This is a genomic window from Nocardia arthritidis NBRC 100137, from assembly GCF_001612765.1.
GTDB classification, from domain to species: domain Bacteria; phylum Actinomycetota; class Actinomycetes; order Mycobacteriales; family Mycobacteriaceae; genus Nocardia; species Nocardia arthritidis.
Window position 1 is genome coordinate 50,516 of the sequence record NZ_BDBB01000018.1, and the last position, 20,010, is coordinate 70,525.

The 20,010-nt window shown below is 68.6% G+C and carries 20 protein-coding genes; 14 read left to right on the top strand and 6 right to left on the bottom strand.

The annotated features are described in order from the left end of the window. Positions 1-90 precede the first annotated feature (90 nt). A complete protein-coding gene (locus NA8_RS14740; RefSeq protein WP_063050956.1) occupies positions 91-1,266 on the bottom strand; it encodes a lipase family protein in 1,176 nt (391 codons plus the stop codon). A 344-nt stretch (positions 1,267-1,610) separates the two neighbouring features. Here NA8_RS14740 and NA8_RS14745 point away from each other — a divergent pair, with 344 nt between their 5' ends. Continuing rightward, positions 1,611-1,853 (top strand): hypothetical protein, encoded by a 243-nt coding sequence (locus NA8_RS14745; protein WP_063050957.1) that lies wholly within the window; start codon positions 1,611-1,613, stop codon positions 1,851-1,853. Between the two features lie 10 nt (positions 1,854-1,863). Here NA8_RS14745 and NA8_RS14750 read toward each other — a convergent pair whose 3' ends face one another. Beyond that, the gene (locus tag NA8_RS14750; protein ID WP_063050958.1) at positions 1,864-2,973 is read right to left on the bottom strand and encodes a lipase family protein; all 1,110 of its coding nucleotides are present in this window, start codon (positions 2,971-2,973) and stop codon (positions 1,864-1,866) included. Between the two features lie 164 nt (positions 2,974-3,137). Between NA8_RS14750 and NA8_RS14755 the strand changes: the two genes are divergently transcribed. The 4 genes from NA8_RS14755 (at position 3,138) to NA8_RS14770 (ending at position 5,236) form a co-directional block, all read left to right on the top strand. Further along, entirely contained in the window at positions 3,138-3,650 is a 513-nt protein-coding gene (locus NA8_RS14755; RefSeq protein WP_063050959.1) for a DUF2599 domain-containing protein, read from the top strand. Between the two features lie 34 nt (positions 3,651-3,684). Beyond that, positions 3,685-4,344 carry an SDR family oxidoreductase gene (locus tag NA8_RS14760; protein WP_063050960.1) on the top strand — a complete coding sequence of 220 codons (660 nt, stop codon included), beginning with the start codon at positions 3,685-3,687 and terminating at the stop codon, positions 4,342-4,344. 64 nt (positions 4,345-4,408) lie between these two features. Next, positions 4,409-4,711 carry a putative quinol monooxygenase gene (locus tag NA8_RS14765; RefSeq protein WP_063050961.1) on the top strand — a complete coding sequence of 101 codons (303 nt, stop codon included), beginning with the start codon at positions 4,409-4,411 and terminating at the stop codon, positions 4,709-4,711. 219 nt (positions 4,712-4,930) lie between these two features. After that, positions 4,931-5,236, top strand: coding sequence for a hypothetical protein (locus tag NA8_RS14770; RefSeq protein WP_157106703.1), 306 nt, complete (start codon positions 4,931-4,933; stop codon positions 5,234-5,236). Between the two features lie 221 nt (positions 5,237-5,457). On the opposite strand, the gene NA8_RS14775 is transcribed toward NA8_RS14770, so the two are convergent. Further along, entirely contained in the window at positions 5,458-6,345 is an 888-nt protein-coding gene (locus NA8_RS14775) for a Sco1979 family transcriptional regulator (protein WP_063050963.1), read from the bottom strand. A 90-nt stretch (positions 6,346-6,435) separates the two neighbouring features. Then, positions 6,436-6,657, bottom strand: a complete 222-nt coding sequence (locus NA8_RS14780; protein ID WP_063050964.1) for a DUF397 domain-containing protein — start codon at positions 6,655-6,657, stop codon at positions 6,436-6,438. A gap of 326 nt (positions 6,658-6,983) precedes the next feature. Here NA8_RS14780 and NA8_RS14785 point away from each other — a divergent pair, with 326 nt between their 5' ends. The 4 genes from NA8_RS14785 (at position 6,984) to NA8_RS14800 (ending at position 10,274) form a co-directional block, all read left to right on the top strand. Further along, positions 6,984-7,781, top strand: coding sequence for an SAM-dependent methyltransferase (locus tag NA8_RS14785; RefSeq protein WP_174315388.1), 798 nt, complete (start codon positions 6,984-6,986; stop codon positions 7,779-7,781). Between the two features lie 222 nt (positions 7,782-8,003). Further along, positions 8,004-8,243, top strand: a complete 240-nt coding sequence (locus NA8_RS14790) for a hypothetical protein (protein WP_040866586.1) — start codon at positions 8,004-8,006, stop codon at positions 8,241-8,243. 231 nt (positions 8,244-8,474) lie between these two features. Then, the gene (locus tag NA8_RS14795) at positions 8,475-9,737 is read left to right on the top strand and encodes a PucR family transcriptional regulator (protein ID WP_063050965.1); all 1,263 of its coding nucleotides are present in this window, start codon (positions 8,475-8,477) and stop codon (positions 9,735-9,737) included. 102 nt (positions 9,738-9,839) lie between these two features. Then, positions 9,840-10,274: a CBS domain-containing protein gene (locus NA8_RS14800; protein ID WP_063050966.1), complete on the top strand. Its 435-nt coding sequence runs from the start codon at positions 9,840-9,842 to the stop codon at positions 10,272-10,274. On the opposite strand, the gene NA8_RS14805 is transcribed toward NA8_RS14800, so the two are convergent. Next, on the bottom strand, positions 10,271-10,702 hold the full coding sequence (locus NA8_RS14805) for a pyridoxamine 5'-phosphate oxidase family protein (RefSeq protein ID WP_063050967.1): 432 nt from the start codon (positions 10,700-10,702) through the stop codon (positions 10,271-10,273). The genes NA8_RS14800 and NA8_RS14805 overlap by 4 nt on opposite strands. Positions 10,703-10,838: 136 nt before the next feature. Here NA8_RS14805 and NA8_RS14810 point away from each other — a divergent pair, with 136 nt between their 5' ends. From NA8_RS14810 to NA8_RS14830, 5 genes are all read left to right on the top strand, one after another. Continuing rightward, positions 10,839-12,095: an aminotransferase class V-fold PLP-dependent enzyme gene (locus tag NA8_RS14810; protein ID WP_245663842.1), complete on the top strand. Its 1,257-nt coding sequence runs from the start codon at positions 10,839-10,841 to the stop codon at positions 12,093-12,095. Beyond that, positions 12,092-13,378: a heavy-metal-associated domain-containing protein gene (locus NA8_RS14815; protein ID WP_063050968.1), complete on the top strand. Its 1,287-nt coding sequence runs from the start codon at positions 12,092-12,094 to the stop codon at positions 13,376-13,378. Before NA8_RS14810 ends, NA8_RS14815 begins: the two co-directional genes overlap by 4 nt. Next, complete coding sequence (locus NA8_RS14820) at positions 13,375-14,877, top strand: type III PLP-dependent enzyme domain-containing protein (RefSeq protein WP_063050969.1); 1,503 nt, start codon at positions 13,375-13,377, stop codon at positions 14,875-14,877. The genes NA8_RS14815 and NA8_RS14820 overlap by 4 nt, the downstream gene beginning before the upstream one ends. Continuing rightward, complete coding sequence (locus NA8_RS14825; protein WP_063050970.1) at positions 14,877-16,202, top strand: pyridoxal-phosphate dependent enzyme; 1,326 nt, start codon at positions 14,877-14,879, stop codon at positions 16,200-16,202. Before NA8_RS14820 ends, NA8_RS14825 begins: the two co-directional genes overlap by 1 nt. Before the next feature lie 108 nt (positions 16,203-16,310). Next, positions 16,311-16,940 carry a TetR/AcrR family transcriptional regulator gene (locus NA8_RS14830; RefSeq protein WP_051175165.1) on the top strand — a complete coding sequence of 210 codons (630 nt, stop codon included), beginning with the start codon at positions 16,311-16,313 and terminating at the stop codon, positions 16,938-16,940. 27 nt (positions 16,941-16,967) lie between these two features. On the opposite strand, the gene NA8_RS34695 is transcribed toward NA8_RS14830, so the two are convergent. Continuing rightward, on the bottom strand, positions 16,968-19,994 hold the full coding sequence (locus NA8_RS34695; RefSeq protein ID WP_063050971.1) for a tetratricopeptide repeat protein: 3,027 nt from the start codon (positions 19,992-19,994) through the stop codon (positions 16,968-16,970). Between the last annotated feature and the right edge of the window lie 16 nt (positions 19,995-20,010).

Below are 20,010 nucleotides of genomic sequence, written 5' to 3' on the forward strand. Positions count from 1 at the left end.
GTTGTGTTGTCGCGTATCCATATCGCAACAACCGGGCCGAGACTCGTATCCGGAGAACGGGTCCCGGCTCGGCCGGTTGCGTTTCGGCGCTCAGCAGTTGCTCGGCGCGGGCTCCCCTCGGAATCGGGCGTCCAGCCAGGTCAGTGCCGCGGGAATGCCGAGCACCGCCGCGGTCAGATGGTCCGGAACCGGAATCTGCTCGGCCTGCACCTTCGCGCCCGCCGCACACCACCGCTTGTCGGTGTTGACCACCGCGTCGATCGGGATGAGACCGTCGATCGGCGAATGCCATTCGAACACCGGCGTCTTCGGCACACCGTCGTAGAGCTCGAGGCTGTTCTCCTCGACCACGCCGCGCGCGGTGTCGTCGTTGATCATCGAGGTCGTCTTGGCGAAGTCCAGCGCACCGCGGCCCGCGCCCGTCGAGAGGATGTCGTTGGTGCAGCTGTTGGCGATCTGCGCGCGGGCGGCCAGCCCCCGCTCGTTCAACTGCTCGCTGAGCGGGAAGCGAGTCGGATACTCACGCTCCAACCCGAATCCGGCGGCGAACGCGAGCCCGAACACCGGGTGCGGGTTCAAACCCAGCCCCTCGAGCATCTTCACGAGGTTCATCGGCACGCCGCCCATGGCCGCGCCGGCGATATCGAGCTCCGGGGCGTACTTCGGCTGCAGAGCGGCCGCCCACGCGGTGGCCATCCCGCCACCGGAATACCCGACCATCGCCACCGGGCTGCGCTGCACCCCGAGTTCGCCGACCTGCTTGACGGCGCGTATCCCGTCGAGGGTGATCTGCCCGCCGAGCTTCGCGGCGCCGTAGGCGAAATTCGGACCGAGGTGGTCGGGCAGCGCGACGCTCCAGCCGCGCGCCAGCAGAACGTTCCAGCCCGGCGCTTCCCGCACGACGAGGTTGGGGTCACCGGTGTAGAGCACCCGGGAGACCGAGCACTCCGAGCCGAGTCCGTTGATGATGTGCTGGAACGACAGCAGCGGCCCGTCGGTGCGATGCGCCTTGGGCGTCAACACCGTGGTGGTCGCGGCGATGGGTTTGCCTTCCGAACTCGTCGACCGGAACCGGACCACGGTCACCGTGGTCTCCGGGAAGATCGCCAGCGGCGGCATCACCTTGGTCGCGATGACGTCGCCCGGCTTGCGGTCGGCGATATCCGCGGGTGTCGCGTAGAAGGGATCCGGATCGGGTTCGGGGTACAGCGGCGCGCTGGTTGCCGCACCGGCCATGCTCGCGACCAGCGCCAGGCCCGCGGCCATCGCTCCGATCGCCCGTGCGAGACGACGTCGCCCCACTCCCCTACCCAACGAACGTGGGCCCTGACTCATCGACGTGTGCCTCCTGAATCGTCCAACGCTGTACTCATCCTCGGCAACATCACCCGCGCTGAGCACCACCCGACGCGATCATGTTGACAAAGCACAAGTTTCGGGTGCCCGGCCTGTGGCGGACGTGCGCCCCGGCTGGTGACTGTACCCGACCGCGCGGCGTCCGTTCTGTGACATTTCCAGCCGATAACTTGGAACATGTTCTCAGCAGTGGCGGGCCCTTACCGTCAGATCCACCGGCACGGCTGCCGAGCCGGTAGGAAGGAGACGGTGGCATGGACGGCACTGCGCGCAGACTCGCCGACCGCGACGACACCCAGGATCCGCCGACCCGGCGGATCACCGTCTACTTCGACGGCCCCACGCCCGCGGACGCGCTGGTCCTCGAATACGCCGCGACCAGGACCGAGGCGTGGGAGTTCACCTCGGCCGCCGCACACGCCGGGCTCACCGTCACCGTCGACGCTCAGGTCCGGCCCGGCCTGCGCAGGCTACCGTGCCGGTCGCTCTGGCGCTGAGTACGCGTACTCAGGGCCGATCGAGCACACCGCGCAGGAACGCGAGCGCGTCGGGAAACGCTTCCCGCGCCGCGCCCAGATGACCGCCGGGGTACCAGCCCACCCGCAGATCGGTGTCGGACGCGCGCAACTCCGCGATCAGCTCGAGCGTCAACGGCGCGGGCACCTCCAGATCGGTCACCCCTTGGCCGAGATACAGCGGAATGGAGTAGCCGCTCGTCGGCACCCGCAACATCGCGCGCACCGCGGCCAGCAATGCCGGATCGTCCAAGGGCCGCGAGAGCATGGCGCCGATGCCGATACTCGCCACCTGGGCGTCCGCCTCGGCGGCGCAATCCACCTCCACGATGCGCAGGACGTCCCGGCCCACCGGCGTCAGGTAGCTGTCGACGTCCAGCTCCGGTGCGCTGGCGCGCAATCCGGCCAGCAGCATGCCGAAGTAGGTCGTCGTCTTCTGCAGCGGCAGTCGCGGCAGCCAGGGCCCGGCCAGCGGGAACAGCGCGTCCAGGTTCGACGGCGTCCCGGTCGAGGCGGCACCGCGCAGATCGAGTTCCGGCGCGTCGGCGGGTGCGAGGTGGGCGGTGAACAGCGCCGCGTGCCCGCCCTGCGACTGACCGAACACCGCCCATCGGGCGCCGAGCGAGGGTGCGACCGCCCGTGCGGCGCGCACGCCGTCGATGATGCTGCGAGCCTGGGCCGGACCGTCCAGATAGGGATGCACGCCGGGGGTGCCGAGACCGACATAGTCGGAGATCACGACCGCGTATCCCGCGCGCAGCAGGTCCGGGTACACCGACGTGAGGTAGTAGTCCCGGGATTGCAGCGTGAACGCGCATTCGTCGGCGATCCCCGAGGTGCCGTGCGCGTAGGCGATGATCGGCCAACCACCCTGCGGCGGAGTGCCTTCGGGCAGATACAGCACTCCGGTGCTCTGCATCGGCCCACGCGGGCCACGCGACCAATACGTCAGCCGCTCGGCGGTCGCCGCCCCCGCCACACGCAGCCGCCCCGCCAGCTCCACCAGATCCGTCACGGTGCCGGGCGCCTCGCCCGCCCGAGCGCCCGCGGGCCCGGCCAACGCGACCGTCACCGAGACCACGACGCCTGCCGCCCCCACCATGATCCGTCCACACCGCACCGACCGACTATCCCCAGCCGGAGCCGCACCGGCAAGCCACCACAATCGGTGGCGCGGCCGGGGAGTCTCGCCGGAGCCGCCCCGGCTCGCTAGGCTCGGGTGATCAGCCGGAAAGCGGTGCCGAGGAGAACACAGGAGGCTCGACCGTGGCGCAGCGGTACCCGCATCGCCTCGTCACCCGGCGTCGCGCGGCCGCGCTCCTCGCGGCGGCCCTGCTTGTCTCGGCGGTCGCCTGCGGTGCCGATGCGTCCGCGCCGTCGGCGGATATCGACCGCACGACCACTTCCAGCGCGTCGGCGGCGCCGGTCTCGACAGCGCAGGCCGCGATACCGTCCGTCGACCCTTACGCGGGACAGCCGCTGATCGATCACGTCACCTGGACCGAGACGACCGACGGCCCGCGACTGCTCGTGTTCCCCACCCAGGCCGGTCGGCAGACCACCTTCCCCGGCTCGGACGAACGGGCGTGGCAGGAAGTCGTGGACCGGTCGGCGGACGCCGGCGCACCCGGCATGCGCGATCAGTTCATCTGTCACTGGGCGTGGGCGCGGCTGGTCCAGCCGGACAAGCCGAGCTGGAACCTGGAACCTTGGCGTCCGGCGGTCGGCTATCCGGCCACCGTCGAAGCACACTGCAATCCTGGCGGCCCCGAGCGCTGAGCGCGGGCGCCGCCCCGACCGGAAGGAGCGATCCATGCGCGTCGTCATCGCAGGCGGACACGGGAAGATCGCCTTGCTGCTGGCCCCCGTGCTCACCGCGAACGGCCACGAGGTCGCCGCCCTGATCCGTAATCCCGAGCACGCGGACGACGTGCGCGTCACCGGCGCCGAGCCGGTGCTGTGCGACCTGGAGCACGCCGCGACCGACGAACTGGCGGACGTCGTCGAAGGCTGCGACGCGGCGATTTTCGCCGCGGGCGCGGGGCAGGGCAGCGGCGTCGAACGTAAATACACCGTCGATCTGGGTGGCTCCGTCCGGCTGGCCGAGACGGCCGAGCGAACCGGGGTGCGCCGTTTCCTGCAGATCTCCACGATGGGGGCGGGCCGCTCGCCCGCTCCCGGTTCCGACGAGGTGTGGGCGGCGTATGTAACGGCCAAGACCGAGGCCGAGAACGATCTGCGGAGCAGAGCCCTCGACTGGACCATCCTGCGCCCCGGCCGGTTGGTCGATGCTCCGGGTACCGGGCTGGTGACTCTCGCCCCGCCGCCGGTCGAGCGCAGCGAGGTCCCCCGCGCCGACGTCGCGGCCGTACTGGCTGGACTGCTGCCCGCCGCGCACACCTTCGAGCTGACACTCGAACTCGTTTCCGGCAGTACTCCGATTAGCCAGGCAATAGCGCAACTGGCCGACTGAGCTGTCGCGCAGCTCGCTACCGCCCTTGCCGATCGACCGCAACGGTCACGATGGGAGAACAACCGTGTTCAGTCGAATCGTCTCGATGAAGATCCGCCCCGGCTCTCGCGCCGAGTTCCTCGCGGCCATATCCCGCAGCGCCGACGCCTCCGTACGGACCGAGCCCGGCTGTCTGCGCTTCGACATCTGCGCTGATCGGGTGGATCCGCACCGATTCTTCCTCTACCAGCTCTACACCGATGACGAGGCGGCGGAAGCGCACCGCTTCACCGAACATTTTCTGGCCTGGCGGGCCGCCGCGGACCAATTCGTCGAGCCGGGTACACAGATCGATTACAGCACGGACGTCCTATTCGCCCGCGACTGAAATTTTCGCGCCGGACACCGCATCCGCAAACTTCCGGCCTCGAAATACGCACTGCGCACGTGCAATCGATCGTGCAGATGTGCTTGCATCTGAAAGGTACAGCGGCATAAACTCGGTCCCGCAACGCTTTACAGGGGACCACCAGGGAAGGCCGCGTGGGCGAGCCGAAGGCCGAAGCCGCCGTGGGTTTGCCGCCGCCGGACAAGCAGGGGCGTTCGAATGGAACAACCACTTACCGGCGGTCGGTTCGGATCAACCGACACCGCACTGGCCGACCAGCCAGCGAACGGTAGACATATGAGCACATCAACGGCCCGCAGCGGCCACAGCAGTACCACATTTTCCCGAGAAACCGCCGTGGCATACGTCGTCGATGCCGTCGAATCCACCGGGGCGGCAACTCGGCACGATTTCGATATCGACCGGATCGTCACCACCGCGCACGCGATGGCCGACGATTGGGACCTCGAGACATTGCAACCCGCGACATTCTGGCGAATTGCCTCCAGCTTCATCAGGCAGTAGACCCGAGCACCGGCGGATAGTTGATGCCTTGTGCCACGAGCACTTACGTCGCGTCGCCGGACGTCGGCGCGGAGCCACCGGACGCCGGACGCTGGGGCGGATAGACACCGTTTTCGCGGCCACCGCCGCTTAGCAATTAGACAGCCAACCGAACGGCCACCTCCGATTCCGGGGTGGCCGTTCGTGTATCGAGACTTGCCGCGAGACGCTACCGCGCGGTCTCAGCGCCCGTCGGCGTACTTCTCCATGATCTCGATCGACTTCTCCGGACGCTCGGCCTGGACGCTGAGCCGGTCCATCACCGACAGGTACAGCGCCAGGTCTTGTCGCCGCTCGAGATACAGCGCGCTGGTCAACTGTTCGAGGTACACGATGTCCGGGAGTTCCGGCTCGGCGAAACGCAGAATACTGAAGGAGCTGCCCGCGGCGGCGTGCTCGCCCGCGGTGAACGGCAGTACCTGGATCGTCACGTTCGGCAGCTTCGCCAGCCGGACCAGGTGCAACATCTGCTCGCGATGTACCTCTGGGCCACCCACCGGTCGCACCAGCGCGGCTTCGTCGAGCACCGCCCAGACCACCGGAGGGTCCGAGCGGAAGAGAATTTCCTGCCTGCGCTGACGCACCGCGACCCGCCGATCCGTATCGACGTCCTCGTATCCGAGCGCCACGACCGCCCTGGCGTATTCGGGTGTTTGCAGCAGGCCGGGAACAAGATGCGACTCGTAAGTACGAATCTTGCTCGCGGCCTGTTCCAGACCGAGGTAGGTACCGAACCACTGCGGCAGCAGGTCGCTGTAGCGATGCCACCAACCGGGTTCGTTGGCCTGCCTGGCCAATTCGAGGAACGACTCGCGCTCCTCGGGATCGTGGACGCCGTACAGCGTCAGCAGGTCGCGGATGTCACGTTCCTTGAAGCCGGTACGGCCGAGCTCGAGACGACTGATCTTGGCGTGCGATCCGCGGATCGCATCGCCCGCCGCCTCGCGGGTGATGTTCCTCTTCTCCCGGAGCTTGCGCAGCTGGCCGCCCAGTGCGATGCGTAGCACGGTCGGACCACGTTCCGCGACAACGGATTGCACATGACCATCGTCATCGGGTTCAGCGATCATCGAGTTCGTCTCCGATACTCCGGGGGTTGCCCACAGTGTGTCACAACCACCTGTCGCGAAACACACCGTACCGACCGCTAATGTTACCGCTCAGCTAGTCAAATAGTCGAACTCTCCGGCCTTCGCGCCACGGACGAACGCATCGATCTCCGGACGCGTGTAGAAGAGGACCCCACCCTCCGGGTCTCGCGAGTTTCGCACCGCCACCTGGCCGTTGGCCGTTTCGGCCACCTCGACGCAGTTGCCGCTCGGATTACTGAAGGAACTCTTACGCCAAGTTCCGATGATCTCGTTGGTGGACGTATCCGACATCTTCCCCACTCCTCGGTTACCGCAGTTAGGCGATTCGGTTCGTGCAGATGCACGTTCAAACGTTCTTGCATTTGCACCAACACCGGACGATAGCACGAAGTTCGCCCTCCGTGCGCTCGCAGACCGGAGGCATCCGGGCGGCGATGTGAAACGCCTTCGCCTCGCCTCGGGAACAGCGAGATCAGCTCCCCGATCCACCCCGCTGGACGAGTTCGAATCTTGTAGTGTCGCAGTGCACATCGGATGCACCAGTCATTCGCGACGCCCCCACGCACCCACCCGCACGGCAGTGTCGCGGACACGTTATTGCCGAGGAGTACCACCCCATGCCCGAAGACCACAGCCCCCTCATCCGGACCGACATCCCCCACTCCGCGCGGATCTGGAACTACTGGATGGGCGGCAAGGATTATTACGAGATCGACCGCATCGCAGGCGACGCCGGCATCGAAGTAGATCCGGACATCACCACCATGGCCGTGCAGTCGCGCCAGTTCCTCATCCGCGCGGTGCGCTACCTCGCGGGCGAGATGGGCATCCGCCAGTTCCTCGACATCGGGACCGGCCTGCCCACCATGCAGAACACCCACGAGGTCGCCCAGACCGTCGCGCCCGAGTCCCGGATCGTCTACGTGGACAACGACCCACTGGTGCTCACGCACGCGCGGGCGCTGCTCACCTCCACCACACCGGAGGGCGTCACCACCTACATCGACGCCGATTACCACGACCCCGAGCGAATCGTCAACGACGCCAAGCACGTCCTCAACTTCAACGAGCCCGTCGCCGTGATGTTCATGGGCGTGCTCGGACATGCCAAGACCTACGACGATCTGCTGCGCATCGTGCATACCGTGCTGGATGCCGTGCCATCGGGCAGCTACCTGGTGATGTGGGACGGCACCGACGACAGCAAGGCGTACGTCACGCTGTGCGAGAACTACACCGGCACCGGCGGCACTCCTTATGTCCCCCGTCCGCAGGCTCAGATCAAGGCAGTCTTCGACGGTCTGGAACTCGTCGACCCCGGCTTCGTCTCCATCACGCAGTGGCGCTCGGGCGACACCGAGGTCGGTGAGACCCGGCCGATCTCCGCATACGGAGCGGTCGCCCGCAAGCCGTAAGGCCCCTGAACATCAAACCGTAAGCGGCACAGCGGTGGTCGCCGGTCTCGCACCGGCGGCCACCGCCATTTTTTCTCCGACCGATCGTGCAGATGTACTTGCATCTGTAAGTAACGGAGGCATAGACTCGAACTCGAAATCGGGGAGGTACGCAGGGAGTTCGAGCTTGCGTCACCGGCACGTCGGCCTCCCCGCCGCACGTGGGACGCGAGGGGTAGTCGAATGATCGAGCCATTTCGAACGCCCCGCCGGGTTGCCGTCATCGATGGCGCCGGCGCCGAACCCTTGCGCCAATACTCGGCCGCGCCCGAGTTCGCTCTGTCCGATTGCGGGGTCGAGCCCCGCGGCCTCACCTACCGGCAGGCGCGCGACATTCTCTACACCCACGAAGTCCACGGTCCGCAGTGCAGGCAATGGCTGGCCGCCGCCGCCTACCTGTCAGCGGGGCTGGACGACGAGTAACCCTGCCGCGGCGGGCACGCGAGAGTATTCGCCGCAGGTGAAGCCGAGCAGTGACCGGCCGGCAGTGCTTCGCGACCCCGCACCGCGGTCGGAGACGCCATCGCGGAATGTCCCCAGCTCCCAGACGATCTCACAGATCACTCCCCGTGCACACGACCCTTTCGTATAGTGATCGATCGACCCGGGCGCGATTTCTCGCACGCCCGGCGTGGCATTGGGAGCGAACTCGTAATGACCTACTCCGCGTTGGATCTGTCCGCCGACTCGTCCGACCCGGTGCTGGAAATCGGCGGACAGCCGGCTTCGGTGCCCTTGCTGAACACCGACAGCGTGGCCTCGCACATGGTCGGATACTTCGAGAGCGTCATGGCACCATGCCGCACCCTGCCCGGCGAGCAATTACGCGGTGACGTCACGAAACTCACCCGCAGCTGCCTGAACCTCGCTGCCGAGATGTTCGACCGGCGCACCGTGCCGGACGAGAACCAGCTCGGCCCGGTCCGCGCGGCTGCTGCTCGCTGGGCGCGTGAAGGCGTGCCGCTGAGCACGATCCTGCGCACCTATCACGAGGGACTGCGCATCGCCTTCGGTCTGGTCACCGCGCCTGCCGCGGCCGACGACGTCGACGAGGTGCTGGTCGCCGCCGATCTGCTTCTCGAACTGCTCGAGGCGATCACCGCGGCGGTGTCCGATGCCTACGTCGACGAACAGCACCTGGTCGCCAAGGAGCATCAGACGGCGACGCAGACGCTCGCCTCGGCACTGCTCAGCGGTCGCGGCAGCTCGGCTCTGGCACGGCAGACCGGCATTCCGATCGCGGAGGCCTATCAGGTTGTCGCCCTGTCGATTCCGGAGCATCCCGACGAGCGCGATCCGCGCGTCGACGGGAACGTGGCCGCGCGCCGCAAGTTGCGACGGCTGCAGTCCGAGCTGGCCACCGTGTTCGCCTCCCGCGCGCTCGCCCTACTCAGCGCCAAGGGAGGGACCCTGCTCATCCCGTTGGGCGACGAGGACAAGGCAGTCCTCACCGCCACGACGCTCGAGCTGCTGGCCGCTGCCGCCGAGGTGCCGCTCACCGCGACCGTCGTGCCGACCGACACCGATCAGATTCCCGAGTCGGCCGATCAAGCGCACGAGCTGCTCAATCTCGTGCGCGTCGGCGTCCGGCCGCCCGGCCTGTACCAGATGTCGGATCTGGCCGTGGAATACCAGCTCACCCGCGGCGGCCCGGCCACCCGGCGGATCGCGACCATCCTCGACCCGCTGGACGCCCACCCCGAGCTGTTCGACACCATGCGCGCCTACCTCGGCAACGACATGAACCGGCAGCTCACCGCCCGCCAGCTCTACGTGCACCCGAACACCGTCGACTACCGCCTGCGCCGCATCGCCCAGCTGACCTCCGTCGACCTGGCGACCTCGGCGGGCATCTCCCAGGCGGCGATCGCCCTGCTGGCCCGGGATCTGGACCGCAGCGTAGCGCGCAGGCTCTGACCTGCGCACCGTGACCGAACCGTGGCCTGTAACGGATTCGTGCTGGTCACCGCGGCGCGAACTTGCGATCCTGGTAATGCCCCGACGTCTGGATGGTGAAATATGCGAATTTCGGAGATCCTGCGCAGGAAGGGCAGCGAGGTGGCCACCGTCGCACCCGACACGACGGTACGCACACTGCTCGCCACCCTGGCCGAGCGGAACATCGGCGCGGTCGTCGTCTCCCCCGATGGCGACACGATCGCGGGCATCGTCTCCGAACGCGACGTGGTGCGTAGTCTGCACGCGCGAGGCGCGGAGCTGCTGGACACACCGGTGTCGGCGATCATGACCTCCGCGGTGCGCACCTGCGCACCCGACGACCGGGTCGACGGCCTGCGCCGCACCATGACCGACCATCGCATCCGGCACCTGCCCGTGGTGCACGAGGGCAGGCTGGTCGGCATCGTCAGCATCGGCGACGTGGTCAAAAGCGCGATCTCCGAATTGGCGACCGAGCGCGAGCACCTCGTCGAGTATCTGCAGGGCAGATATTAGAACGCGCTGGGGTCCCCCAGATCGGCCGACAGCCAGTGCTCCGGCCGCAGGTAGACCGCGACCTGCTCACCGAAGGCCTCGGCCGCTTTCAGGTAGGCGTCGACCGATTCGGCCGGCAGATACCGCGCGGCCATCTCGCGGTGCTGCTCGTCGGTCATCGGGACGGTCCGGGTAACCGGGCCCTCCACACTCACATACCGGACCGTGGGCTCGACCTGCTGCACCATCAGACTGAAGCGGCCGGTCTCCCGGAGGTAGCGCATCTTCTGCGACTGCGGGCCGGTCAGGATCCAGATCTCGCCGCCGGGGCTGTACTGGTACCAGATCGGGACGGTCAGCGGGCCACGACCGGTACCCGCGGCCACCGCGAACGCCGCGACATGCGGCTGTGCGAGGAACTCTCGACGTTCTTGCGGGCTCAGGGGCATATCGTCCAGGCTAGTCCTGAAAGCCGTTGTCGGCGACAAAGCTTCGAAGTCCGTACCGAAAATGCGTATCGTGGGTGACGTCCGAGTTACCGGTGAAGGGAGCGTCACGTTGCGGTCCCCTGCCCCGAGATCGCCGGTGACGCGGACCGACGAGATTCCCCGGCCACCGGCGACGCCGCCGGTCGCGGCCCGGGCGCTGTTCCCCGCGCTCGCCGGCGCCACCGAGATCTACCTGGACAGCGCCGCGACCACACAGAAGCCGCTTCCGGTGATCGAGACCATCCAGCGCTATCACAGCAACGGCACCGCCAACGTCGGCCGCGGCACCTATCCCTGGGCGACCGGCCTGACCGCCCGGATCGCCCGGATCCGGGAACGTACCGCCGCCTTCATCGGCGCGGAGCACCCGGACGAAGTGGTCTTCACGGCGGGAGCCACCGCCGCACTCAACGCCGTCGCGCTGTCGTGGGGCCTCGCGGGGCTCGCCGATGGCGACGAAATCCTCTACAACGCAAGCGATCACGCGTCGAACGTGTACCCGTGGCAGCACCTGTGCGGACTGCTCGCCCGGTTCGGACGCCGCATCCATCCGATCCCCTACCGGATGACCGCCGCCGGGGAGGCGGACACCGACGACATCCTGGCCAAGATCACCCCGCGCACCCGGCTGATCACGACCGGGCATCTGCACCATGTCTTCGGCGGTCTCAGCACCCTGGAGGAATTGCGCGGCCGGATCGACCCCGCCATCCTGTTGTGCTTCGACTGCTCGCAGAGCGGCGGGCATCTTCCGGTCGACGTGACCGCGCTCGGCGCGGATTTCGCGATCTTCGCCGCGCACAAGATGTTCGGGGCGCCGGGCACCGGGATCCTGTACTGCCACCGGCGCGTGCACGACCGGCTCGTGCCGTTCCTGCCCGGCGGCAATTCCGGCATCGCCACGGATCCCGGCGGTCTGCGGCCGGGGCCGATGCCGGCGCTGCTGGAAGGCGGCACACCCGACATCCCGGGCATCCTCGCCCTCGGCAGTGCGCTGGAGGTGCTGGAATCGTTCGGCATGGATGTCATCGCCGCGCACAACCGTGCCCTGACCCTGCGCCTGATCGACGGGCTGCGACCGATCCCCGGCCTGCAGTTCCTGCCCGGCCCGGCGCATGCCGCGTGCGAGGTCGGCTACGGCATCGTCTCCTTCACCCTGGACGGGATCTCGGCCACCGACGTGGGATTCGTCCTGAGCGAACTGGGTTTCCTGGTGCGCACCGGCGCGCACTGCGTCCCCGCCGACACCGACGGCGCGGGCTCGGTGCGGGTCAGCACGCACATCTACAACACGCCCGACGAGATCGACCGATTCGTCGCGTGCGTGCGAACCATCGCCGAGGAGGTCACGTGAGTAACGACATCCCCCGCTACGACCGGCGGGCCGCGTCCAGGGTGCTGGCGCACTTGGCGCAGCCGGGGTTGCGCACCGCGCTCGCGCCCGCTCCCCCGCCGCGGCGATTCGAATTCACGTGCGCCGCATTGCGTCCCGAGCAGGACAGCCATCTCACCTATTCCCAGCGGCTGTATCTGGAGCGGTTCATGCGGCCGTGCCGCGCGGATCAGGTGACCAGCGCGACGCACCGGATCGCGTGGACCGACAGCGACGGCATCCCGAACACCGGGCACTTCCGCGCCGGCGGTCTCGGCCCCTCGCTGCCGATCGCGATGCGCGAGACCGTCCTGGCGCTGTGGCACCAGCTCGACGCCGATCCGGCCTTCGCCGCGCGGATCGCGGCGCTCGGGCCGGCCGAACACGCTGTGCTGGCGGGCACGACCACCGACCACGATCCGCGCGATATCTTCCGGGTCGGCATCGAGGCGGCCGGGCGCGTACTGGCCCAGCACGCGCTGCTGGCCGCGCAGACCCCCTACCGGGATGCCGCCGAGTTCGCCGAGGGCCTGCGGGCTTCCGGAATCTTCGCCGCGGTGGCCACGCGATGGTTCTGGGAACTGCAGGCCTCGACCTATCGGCGGGGCATGATCCCGGTGACGCTCGTCGCGCAGCCCGACGGCACCGTTCGCTATTCAGCGGAGACGGTGGCGACTCTGCGCGCCATGAAGGACGCCACCATCGCCGATGCGCATGCCGTGATGGAGCGCGCCACCACCGTCGAAGGTCTCACCGTCGCCGAGGCGATCGCCAAATATCACGACGACCTGGACCTGATCTCCCGGCAGTACGCGCTGCTGCCCCTCGGCAGTCATCCGGCCTGTCTCGCGGCCACGCCGCATCAGCTCGACAGCGGGCATGTCAGCATCCTGCCGTCGCTGGTCGACCGGTTCGTCGCGACATTCACCGAGATCGCGGGCCGCATCGAGGTCGACGAGGTGAGCGCCGAACTCGACGAGGCGACCGCCGACCGGGCTGCCACCGCCGAGGACCAGGTCTTCTACGTGCCGGACATGACATGCAAGCACTGCGTCCGCACCATCGGCGGAGTGCTGGAGTCGATGGACATCCGGGTGGTGGAGATCGATCTGGCCAGCAAACGAGTAGTTGCCGAGTTCCGCAGCCCGCGCAATCGCGCCCGGGCCTTCGAGGCGATCCGGGACGGCGGCTACAACCCGGTCGCGGAACGCCCCGACGGCGCCACGCGGGCATCGGTCACCGAGCCATCGGAAGCTGCCGTATGACGCCTCGGCCGCCCGCGCTGCCCGCGAAGCTGCATCCGATGGTCCGTGCCTTTCTCGATGCCTCCGGTCTCGCGACGGAGACGCGGGCGAATTTCGGATCTCCGGTGCATCTGGTGTTCCCGCAGGTCTATTCGGAGAATCTGCTCCGTTTGCGCACCGTGCTGGAGCGACGCCTGTCCGGGCATCGAATCTGCTACGCGCACAAGGTGAATCAGTCTCGCGCGTTCGTCCGCACCGCCGAGCACGCGGGCATCGCCGTCGACGTCGCGTCACCGCACGAGCTGTCCAGCGCGCTCGCCGCCGGGTTCGGCCCGGCGCGCATCGAGGTCACCGGGCCGAAAGGGGAAGCTTTCCTGCGCGAGCTCCTCGACCGCGGAGTGACGATCAACGTGGACAACCTGTGGGAACTGGGCCGCATCGCGGAACTGGCCCCCGGCCATGCGGAAATACCGGTGCTGCTGCGGGTTTCCGGTATCGGCACGGGACAGGTGAGCCGGTTCGGTACGCCGGTCGGGCAGGTCGAGCAGGCGTTCGATCTGCTGTCGGCACAGCGCGGGCGAATCGCCTTCCTCGGGTTCGCCTTCCACCTCGACTCCGGCGACCTCGGCGAGCGCGTCCGCGCGATCGATGCCTGCCTGCGCCTGATCGAGCGAGCCTACGATCGCGGGCTCGCCCCTTCGGTGCTCGACATCGGCGGCGGGTTCCGGCAGGTGTTCACCGCCGACGCCGAACGGTTCGACGCCTATGTGCTGGCGCTGCGTGAGTCGCTGCTCGGCCGTGGGGAACCGATGACCTGGGGCAGTAATACCTTCGGCTATCACGTCGCGGGCGGCGCCGTGCACGGCACACCGGTGTTCCACAAGTACGCCAACACCGTTCCCGCCGACCGCATGCTCGCCGATCTTCTCGACGCGCCGCTGGAGCGGCAGGGCGGGCGCACGGTCGCGCAGGTGGCGGGTGACAATCTGCTGGAGATATGGCTCGAGCCGGGCAAGGCGCTGGTCGACCACGCGGGCATCACGCTGGCCACGGTCGAGTTCGTCAAGGAGGTCGCCGACGGCAGCGTGCTGGTGCATGTCGATCTCAGCCGCGATGCCGTGACGCCCGCCGACCAGGAAGTCATGGTCGACCCGATCCTGCTGCCGCGCGCGGGCGTCGCCGCTGAAAGCGACCGCGCGACGGGCCCGGTCGGCGTCTACATCGCCGGACGGTTGTGCCTGGAGCGAGACCTGATCACCAATCACAAGGTGTGGCTGCCCGTCCGCCCCCGGCCGGGCGACACAGTGGTGTTCCCGAACACTGCCGCCTATCACATGGACCTGTCCGCGGCGACGGCCTCCATGCACCCGCTTCCCGCGAAACTCGCGGTCACCTGGGCATCCGACGGATTCCGGATCGTCCCCGACGCCGCCTACGAACCCGGCTTCTCCGAGACGCCGCGGGCACGTCCTCTCGCGACGCACGCCGCCGGCCCGGTCCGATCCGTCGAGGCTCCCTGATGCGATACGACCACATCACCGACCTCATCGGTGACACACCGCTGCTGCGGCTCGACCCCACGGTGCATGGACTGGCCGGTGTCGAGCTCTACGCGAAACTGGAGTCGCACAACCCGTTCGGCTCGGTCAAGGACCGGGTGGCCTGGGCGATGCTGCGCGACGAACTGAACGAGCTGCGCGGAGGCGGCCGGACGCTCATCGAGGCCTCCAGCGGGAACACGGCCAAAGCGCTGCGCGTGCTCGGCGCGATGTACGGCATCGACCTGCGCGCGGTGACCAACCGGATCAAGGTCGGCGAGGTCCGTGACCTGCTGCAGCTGTTCGGGACCGAGATCCTGGAACTGCCCGGGCTGTCCGAGTGCCCGGACCCGACCACACCGAACGACGTCTACTCGGTGATCGAGGCGACGATGGCGCAGCATCCCGGCGTGTACCGGCATCTGTCGCAGTACACCAACGAGAAGAACATCGAGGCGCACCACCACGGCACCGGGCGGGAGATCCAGGAGGACCTCGCGGCCGATGGCATCACCAGGATCGACTATCTGATCGGCGGGCTCGGCACCACCGGGTCCACCAGGGGGACCGCCACCTACCTGCGCAAACACAATCCCGAATTGCGCACCGTCGCGGTTGTCTCGGAGCGGTCGGACTTCATTCCCGGCATCCGGTCGGAGACCGAGATGTGGGATGTCGGGCTGTTCCAACCGGAGTTCTACGACCGGATCGTCACCGTGTCGGCGGGCGAGGCCGTCGACGCGACGCTGCGCCTGGCGACCGGATACGGCGTCCTGGCCGGGCCGACCAGCGGCGCGGCCTATACCGCCGCGCTGGACACGCTCGGCGCGCTCGATCGCTCGGCCGCCGATCCGGACGACCCGATCATCGCGGTGTTCATCGTCTGCGACCGGCTCGAGCCGTACCTGTCCTACATCAAGAAGCGCAGGCCGGAACTGTTCGGCCGCGCCGAACGCGAAACGGCGCCGAGCGCGGACGAACTGGCGGCGGTACCGCGCCTGTCGCCCGAGCAGCTCGCCGAGCTGGACCGGACCGGCCGCCCGACCATCGTGGACAGCCGTGGCGCCATGGCCTACCGCATCGGGCACGTGCCCGGCGCGTTGAACATTCGCGACGACCAGCTCGACGACATGTTCGGCCACGGGATCCCCTTCCCGCGCTCGCGGCCTGTGGTCTTCGTCTGCCCCGTGGGTGAGCTGTCGGTGCGTTTCGCCGCGCGAGCCCGGCGAGCCGGATACGACGCCGCCGGCCTGGCCGGTGGCGTCGTCGCCTGGCGCGATGCGGGGCTTCCGCTGGAACGAGGCTGATCTGCGCGGGTTCGCAGGCCGTTCTTGGGATCCATTTCGGCAAGACCGCGGAGTCCGGGCCCGGTGCGCGCGGCGCGGGGGCGCGCCGCCAGGCATTATCGTGGGGCCGTGCAGACAGGTCAGGAAGCAGACGACGACGGGGGCCCGCGGATCTGGGGTGGGACGACGCTCACCGAGCGCAGGGAGACGCGGCGGGCGGCGCTGCTGGAGGCTGCGCTCGACCTGATCGGCGAGTCCGGAGCGAGCGGAGTCACCATGCGGGCGGTGTGCCGCAAGGCCAACCTCACCGACCGCTACTTCTACGAAAGCTTCGCCAGCCGCGACGAGTTGCTGGACGTGCTCTACCGTCAGGTCGCCGAGGAATTCCTGGAGCCCATGACGGCCTTCGCGGCCACCGACGACCCGTCCCGCGACCGCGCGCTGTCGGAGATCCTCGTGGACAAGGTGCTCGACGATCCGCGCAAGTCGCGGTTGTTCCTGGTCGAGCCGTATTCCAGTACCGGCCTCGGGCAGACCACCTTCGCCGTGATGCCGGTCTTCACCCGGGTCATGCAGGACCATCTGTTCGGCCACATCGACGATCCGGTCAAACGTAGGCTGGCGGCGGTGAGCATGGCCAGCGGGAACGCGGGCATGTTCTCGGCGTGGCTGAACGGCTCGCTGCGCGCCACCCGCGAGCAGATCATCGAGCACTGCCTCGCGATGCTGACCGTGTACCGCTCGCTGTATCGGTCCTGACGCACGGCGCGAGGGAAGCGCCTGCCGTCAATCCCCGGATTGTCCCCGCCAATACGCCAGGGTGTTCTTGGTCCGGATGGTGGCGGCGTGATTGGGGCCGAGGGCCCGCAATTCCGCGACCAGCAGAACCTCCAATTCCGCGACCGCGCGGTCGAGATCGCCATGGCGGGCGCGGCAGCCCGCGAGTTCGTTGCGGGTGCCGAAGGTGTCCGGATGGTCCGGGCCCAGCACCCGCAACCGGTCGCCGAGCAGCTTCTCCAGGTCGATGATCGCGCCCTCGAGGTCACCGCTGTCGGCGCGGTAACCGGCCAGCCTGCCGCGGGTGAGCAGCGTGTCGGGGTGGTCGGGGCCGAGCACCCGGAGACGATCGTCGAGCAGGCGGGTGAACTCCGCGCCCGCACCGGCGAGATCGCCGCTGCGCGCGCGGAACGCCGCGAGGTTGTTGCGTGCCCCGAGTGTATTGGGATGATCGGCGCCGAAGACGCGCAGATAGTCGGCCACCAGCCGCTCGAACTCGGCGCGCGCACCGGCGCGATCGCCACTGTCGGCACGCCAGTACGCCAGGCTGTTGCGGGTGCGCAAGGTGTCCGGATGGTCGGGACCGAGCACGCGGGCGCGGTCGGCGCGCAGCTGTTCGAAGCGGACGATGGCCCCGGTGAAATCGCCGACGTCGCCGCGATTGGACGCCAGATTGTTTCTGGTGCGCAGGGTTTCGGGATGGTCGGGGCCGAGCAGGCGCAGCTGGTCGGTGAGCAGTCGTTCGAATTCCTCGCCCGCGCCGGAGTGGTCACCGCAGCGGGCGCGGTAGCTGGCCAGCCTGTCGCGCGTGTCCAAGGTGGCCGGGTCGTCGGGGCCGAAGACCCGCAACCGGTCGGCGAGCAACTGTTCGAAATCGGCAATGGCGCCGACCAGGTCGCCGCTCTCGGCGCGGTGGAAGGCCCGCCGTTCCCGTGTGGTGAAGGTGTCGGGATGATCCGGTCCCAGCGACTCGACGAAGTCCGGCGCCCACGCCGCCCACAGGTCGCGATCGTCGGCCGATCTGCCGGTTTCCAGCTTCATCAGGAAGTCGATGGCCAAGGCGGAATCACCGTAGGCCAGGCAGTGGCGTACGGCCGCGCCCCGCGCGTAGTCGGCGGCCCGGTCACCGTCGTCGGCCTGGATCGCCGCGACGAGGGCGCGGTGCGCGTCCGCCATGCGCACACCGGAACGACGGCATTCCGCGTCCAGCGCGGGCAGGAACGCGCTGTGGGTGACACCGAGCGACTCGCGAACGGTGCCGGGATGACTGCGGGTGATCAAATCGCCGAGATTGACGGCGATGTCGCGGATCCGGGCGGCGCTGAGGTCGACACCGAGCGACAACAGCGCCGAATCCAGCAACTCCAGCGGCAGCACGGGCCCGACTCCGGCCGCGGCCAGCAACCCGAGCAGGTTCGCCGTGTCACTCGCGGTCGCGGGATCGGCCCCCCGCAGGGCGGTCTCGACCCGCAGCGCGATGACCCGGTCCAGACCGATCCCGGACGCGACCGCGACGTCGGTCAATCTCGAGGCCACCTCCAGCAGGATGCGCGCAACCAGCCAGCCGCCGGAGACCGCGCGCGAACCGCTCGCGTCGGTCGGGGTCTCGGCCAGCAGCCGCTGGATCCAGCCGATCCAGTCGACCGGGCCGACCGGCGCCGTTCCGCGCGCGGAGTCCACCACGGCGGCGATGTCGTCGGCCGCCGGTTCGGCGACATCGATCCGGTACATGTGCGCCAGCCCCGGATCGTCCTCGACACCGGTGCCGGGCCGGATGCCGACGATCACCCGGACATGCCGGAGATCTTCCCGGCGGGTCAGATCGGCGATCGCGGCCACCAGCAACCGCCTGGTCCCCTCCTGCGGCTGATTCAATCCGTCGAAGACCAGGGTGACCCGCCTGCCCGCGGTGGACAGGCGCGCCAGCGGGCGGCGCACCAGGATGTCGAAGATGTCGAACTCGTCCCTGGGCCGGTGCGCCCGCGCCGCGCGCGCCGCCTCCCGGAAGCCGGGTAGTCGTGCGTCCAGTTGCGCGGCCAGCTCCGAGGCGACGGACTCCACCGAGCTGTTCACCGTCAAGAACACCGCGGCGGTGATGTAGTCGGGGGTCACGGCGAGTCCGTCGACCAGGCTGGGGCGGATCAGCATGGCCAGCAGCGTGGACTTGCCCACGCCTGCGGGCCCCAGCACCGCCCGCAGCCGGTGGCTGCCCGCGTCGATGATCGCGTCGAGACGCTCGCGCACATCGGGCGTCAGCAGCAGACGCCGGGTCAGCTGGTCCACGAACCCGGCGGCGGAACGTCCGCTCACCGCGTCGCGATGGCGGGCGGTGTTCGGCACCAGCCACAATCCAGGGTCGACGCCCTGCGTTGCGGACACCGCGCCGGAACTGAAGGACAGATGCTGCGGCTGCTGATGGGTGCACTGCCCGGCGATCGGATCGACGAGGTCCGAGGGCAGCAGGTTCTCCCCGCGCAGCGGCAGGCCCAGGTCGAAGGTGGCGAGCATGGTGCGGGTGAAGCAGCCGGAGTACGCGGGCCCGTCGCCCGAGGCGACCAGCAACTCCATCCGGCCGCCCGACTGCGCCAGCAGATCGGTCCACCGGCGCGCGGCGCCCTGCACGCCCTGACCTGCCTCGCAGGCGTCGACGAGCAGCACCAGCCCGTCCAGCGCGGCGCGGTCGAGCCGCTCGCGGATCTCCTGGGTCAGGTGGAAGGCGTTGTGCGAGGTGGGTTCACCGGGTGAATCGTGGCTCAGCAGGTAGAAGTCCTCGGCAGTCGTCGCCACGCCGTGCCCGATGAAGCCGAGCAGCAGGGTGGCCTGCCGCTGCGATGCCGCCGCGAAGGCCGTGTCGACGGCGGTGAACAATTGCGCGGCAGTCGGATTCAGCACCGGGCCGTCGACATCGATCGCGGGCCGCCAACCTCCCGCTTCGGTCAGGCTCCCGTACAGCCCATGGGCGAGTTCCTCGGTGAAACCCAATTCTCCCAGCGCCGCGCATTCCGACCCCACCACCAGCGCCAGGCGTCCTCCCATGCAAGAAACATACCTG

Excerpts from the sequence above, each read along its gene's own strand:
- NA8_RS14740 (WP_063050956.1), bottom strand. The coding sequence starts at position 1,266 with ATGGCCGCGGGCCTGGCGCTGGTCGCGAGCATGGCCGGTGCGGCAACC.
- NA8_RS14745 (WP_063050957.1), top strand. The coding sequence starts at position 1,611 with ATGGACGGCACTGCGCGCAGACTCGCCGACCGCGACGACACCCAGGAT.
- NA8_RS14750 (WP_063050958.1), bottom strand. The coding sequence starts at position 2,973 with ATGGTGGGGGCGGCAGGCGTCGTGGTCTCGGTGACGGTCGCGTTGGCC.
- NA8_RS14760 (WP_063050960.1), top strand. The coding sequence starts at position 3,685 with ATGCGCGTCGTCATCGCAGGCGGACACGGGAAGATCGCCTTGCTGCTG.
- NA8_RS14770 (WP_157106703.1), top strand. The coding sequence starts at position 4,931 with ATGGAACAACCACTTACCGGCGGTCGGTTCGGATCAACCGACACCGCA.
- NA8_RS14775 (WP_063050963.1), bottom strand. The coding sequence starts at position 6,345 with ATGATCGCTGAACCCGATGACGATGGTCATGTGCAATCCGTTGTCGCG.
- NA8_RS14780 (WP_063050964.1), bottom strand. The coding sequence starts at position 6,657 with ATGTCGGATACGTCCACCAACGAGATCATCGGAACTTGGCGTAAGAGT.
- NA8_RS14785 (WP_174315388.1), top strand. The coding sequence starts at position 6,984 with ATGCCCGAAGACCACAGCCCCCTCATCCGGACCGACATCCCCCACTCC.
- NA8_RS14790 (WP_040866586.1), top strand. The coding sequence starts at position 8,004 with ATGATCGAGCCATTTCGAACGCCCCGCCGGGTTGCCGTCATCGATGGC.
- NA8_RS14795 (WP_063050965.1), top strand. The coding sequence starts at position 8,475 with ATGACCTACTCCGCGTTGGATCTGTCCGCCGACTCGTCCGACCCGGTG.
- NA8_RS14800 (WP_063050966.1), top strand. The coding sequence starts at position 9,840 with ATGCGAATTTCGGAGATCCTGCGCAGGAAGGGCAGCGAGGTGGCCACC.
- NA8_RS14805 (WP_063050967.1), bottom strand. The coding sequence starts at position 10,702 with ATGCCCCTGAGCCCGCAAGAACGTCGAGAGTTCCTCGCACAGCCGCAT.
- NA8_RS14820 (WP_063050969.1), top strand. The coding sequence starts at position 13,375 with ATGACGCCTCGGCCGCCCGCGCTGCCCGCGAAGCTGCATCCGATGGTC.
- NA8_RS14825 (WP_063050970.1), top strand. The coding sequence starts at position 14,877 with ATGCGATACGACCACATCACCGACCTCATCGGTGACACACCGCTGCTG.
- NA8_RS34695 (WP_063050971.1), bottom strand. The coding sequence starts at position 19,994 with ATGGGAGGACGCCTGGCGCTGGTGGTGGGGTCGGAATGCGCGGCGCTG.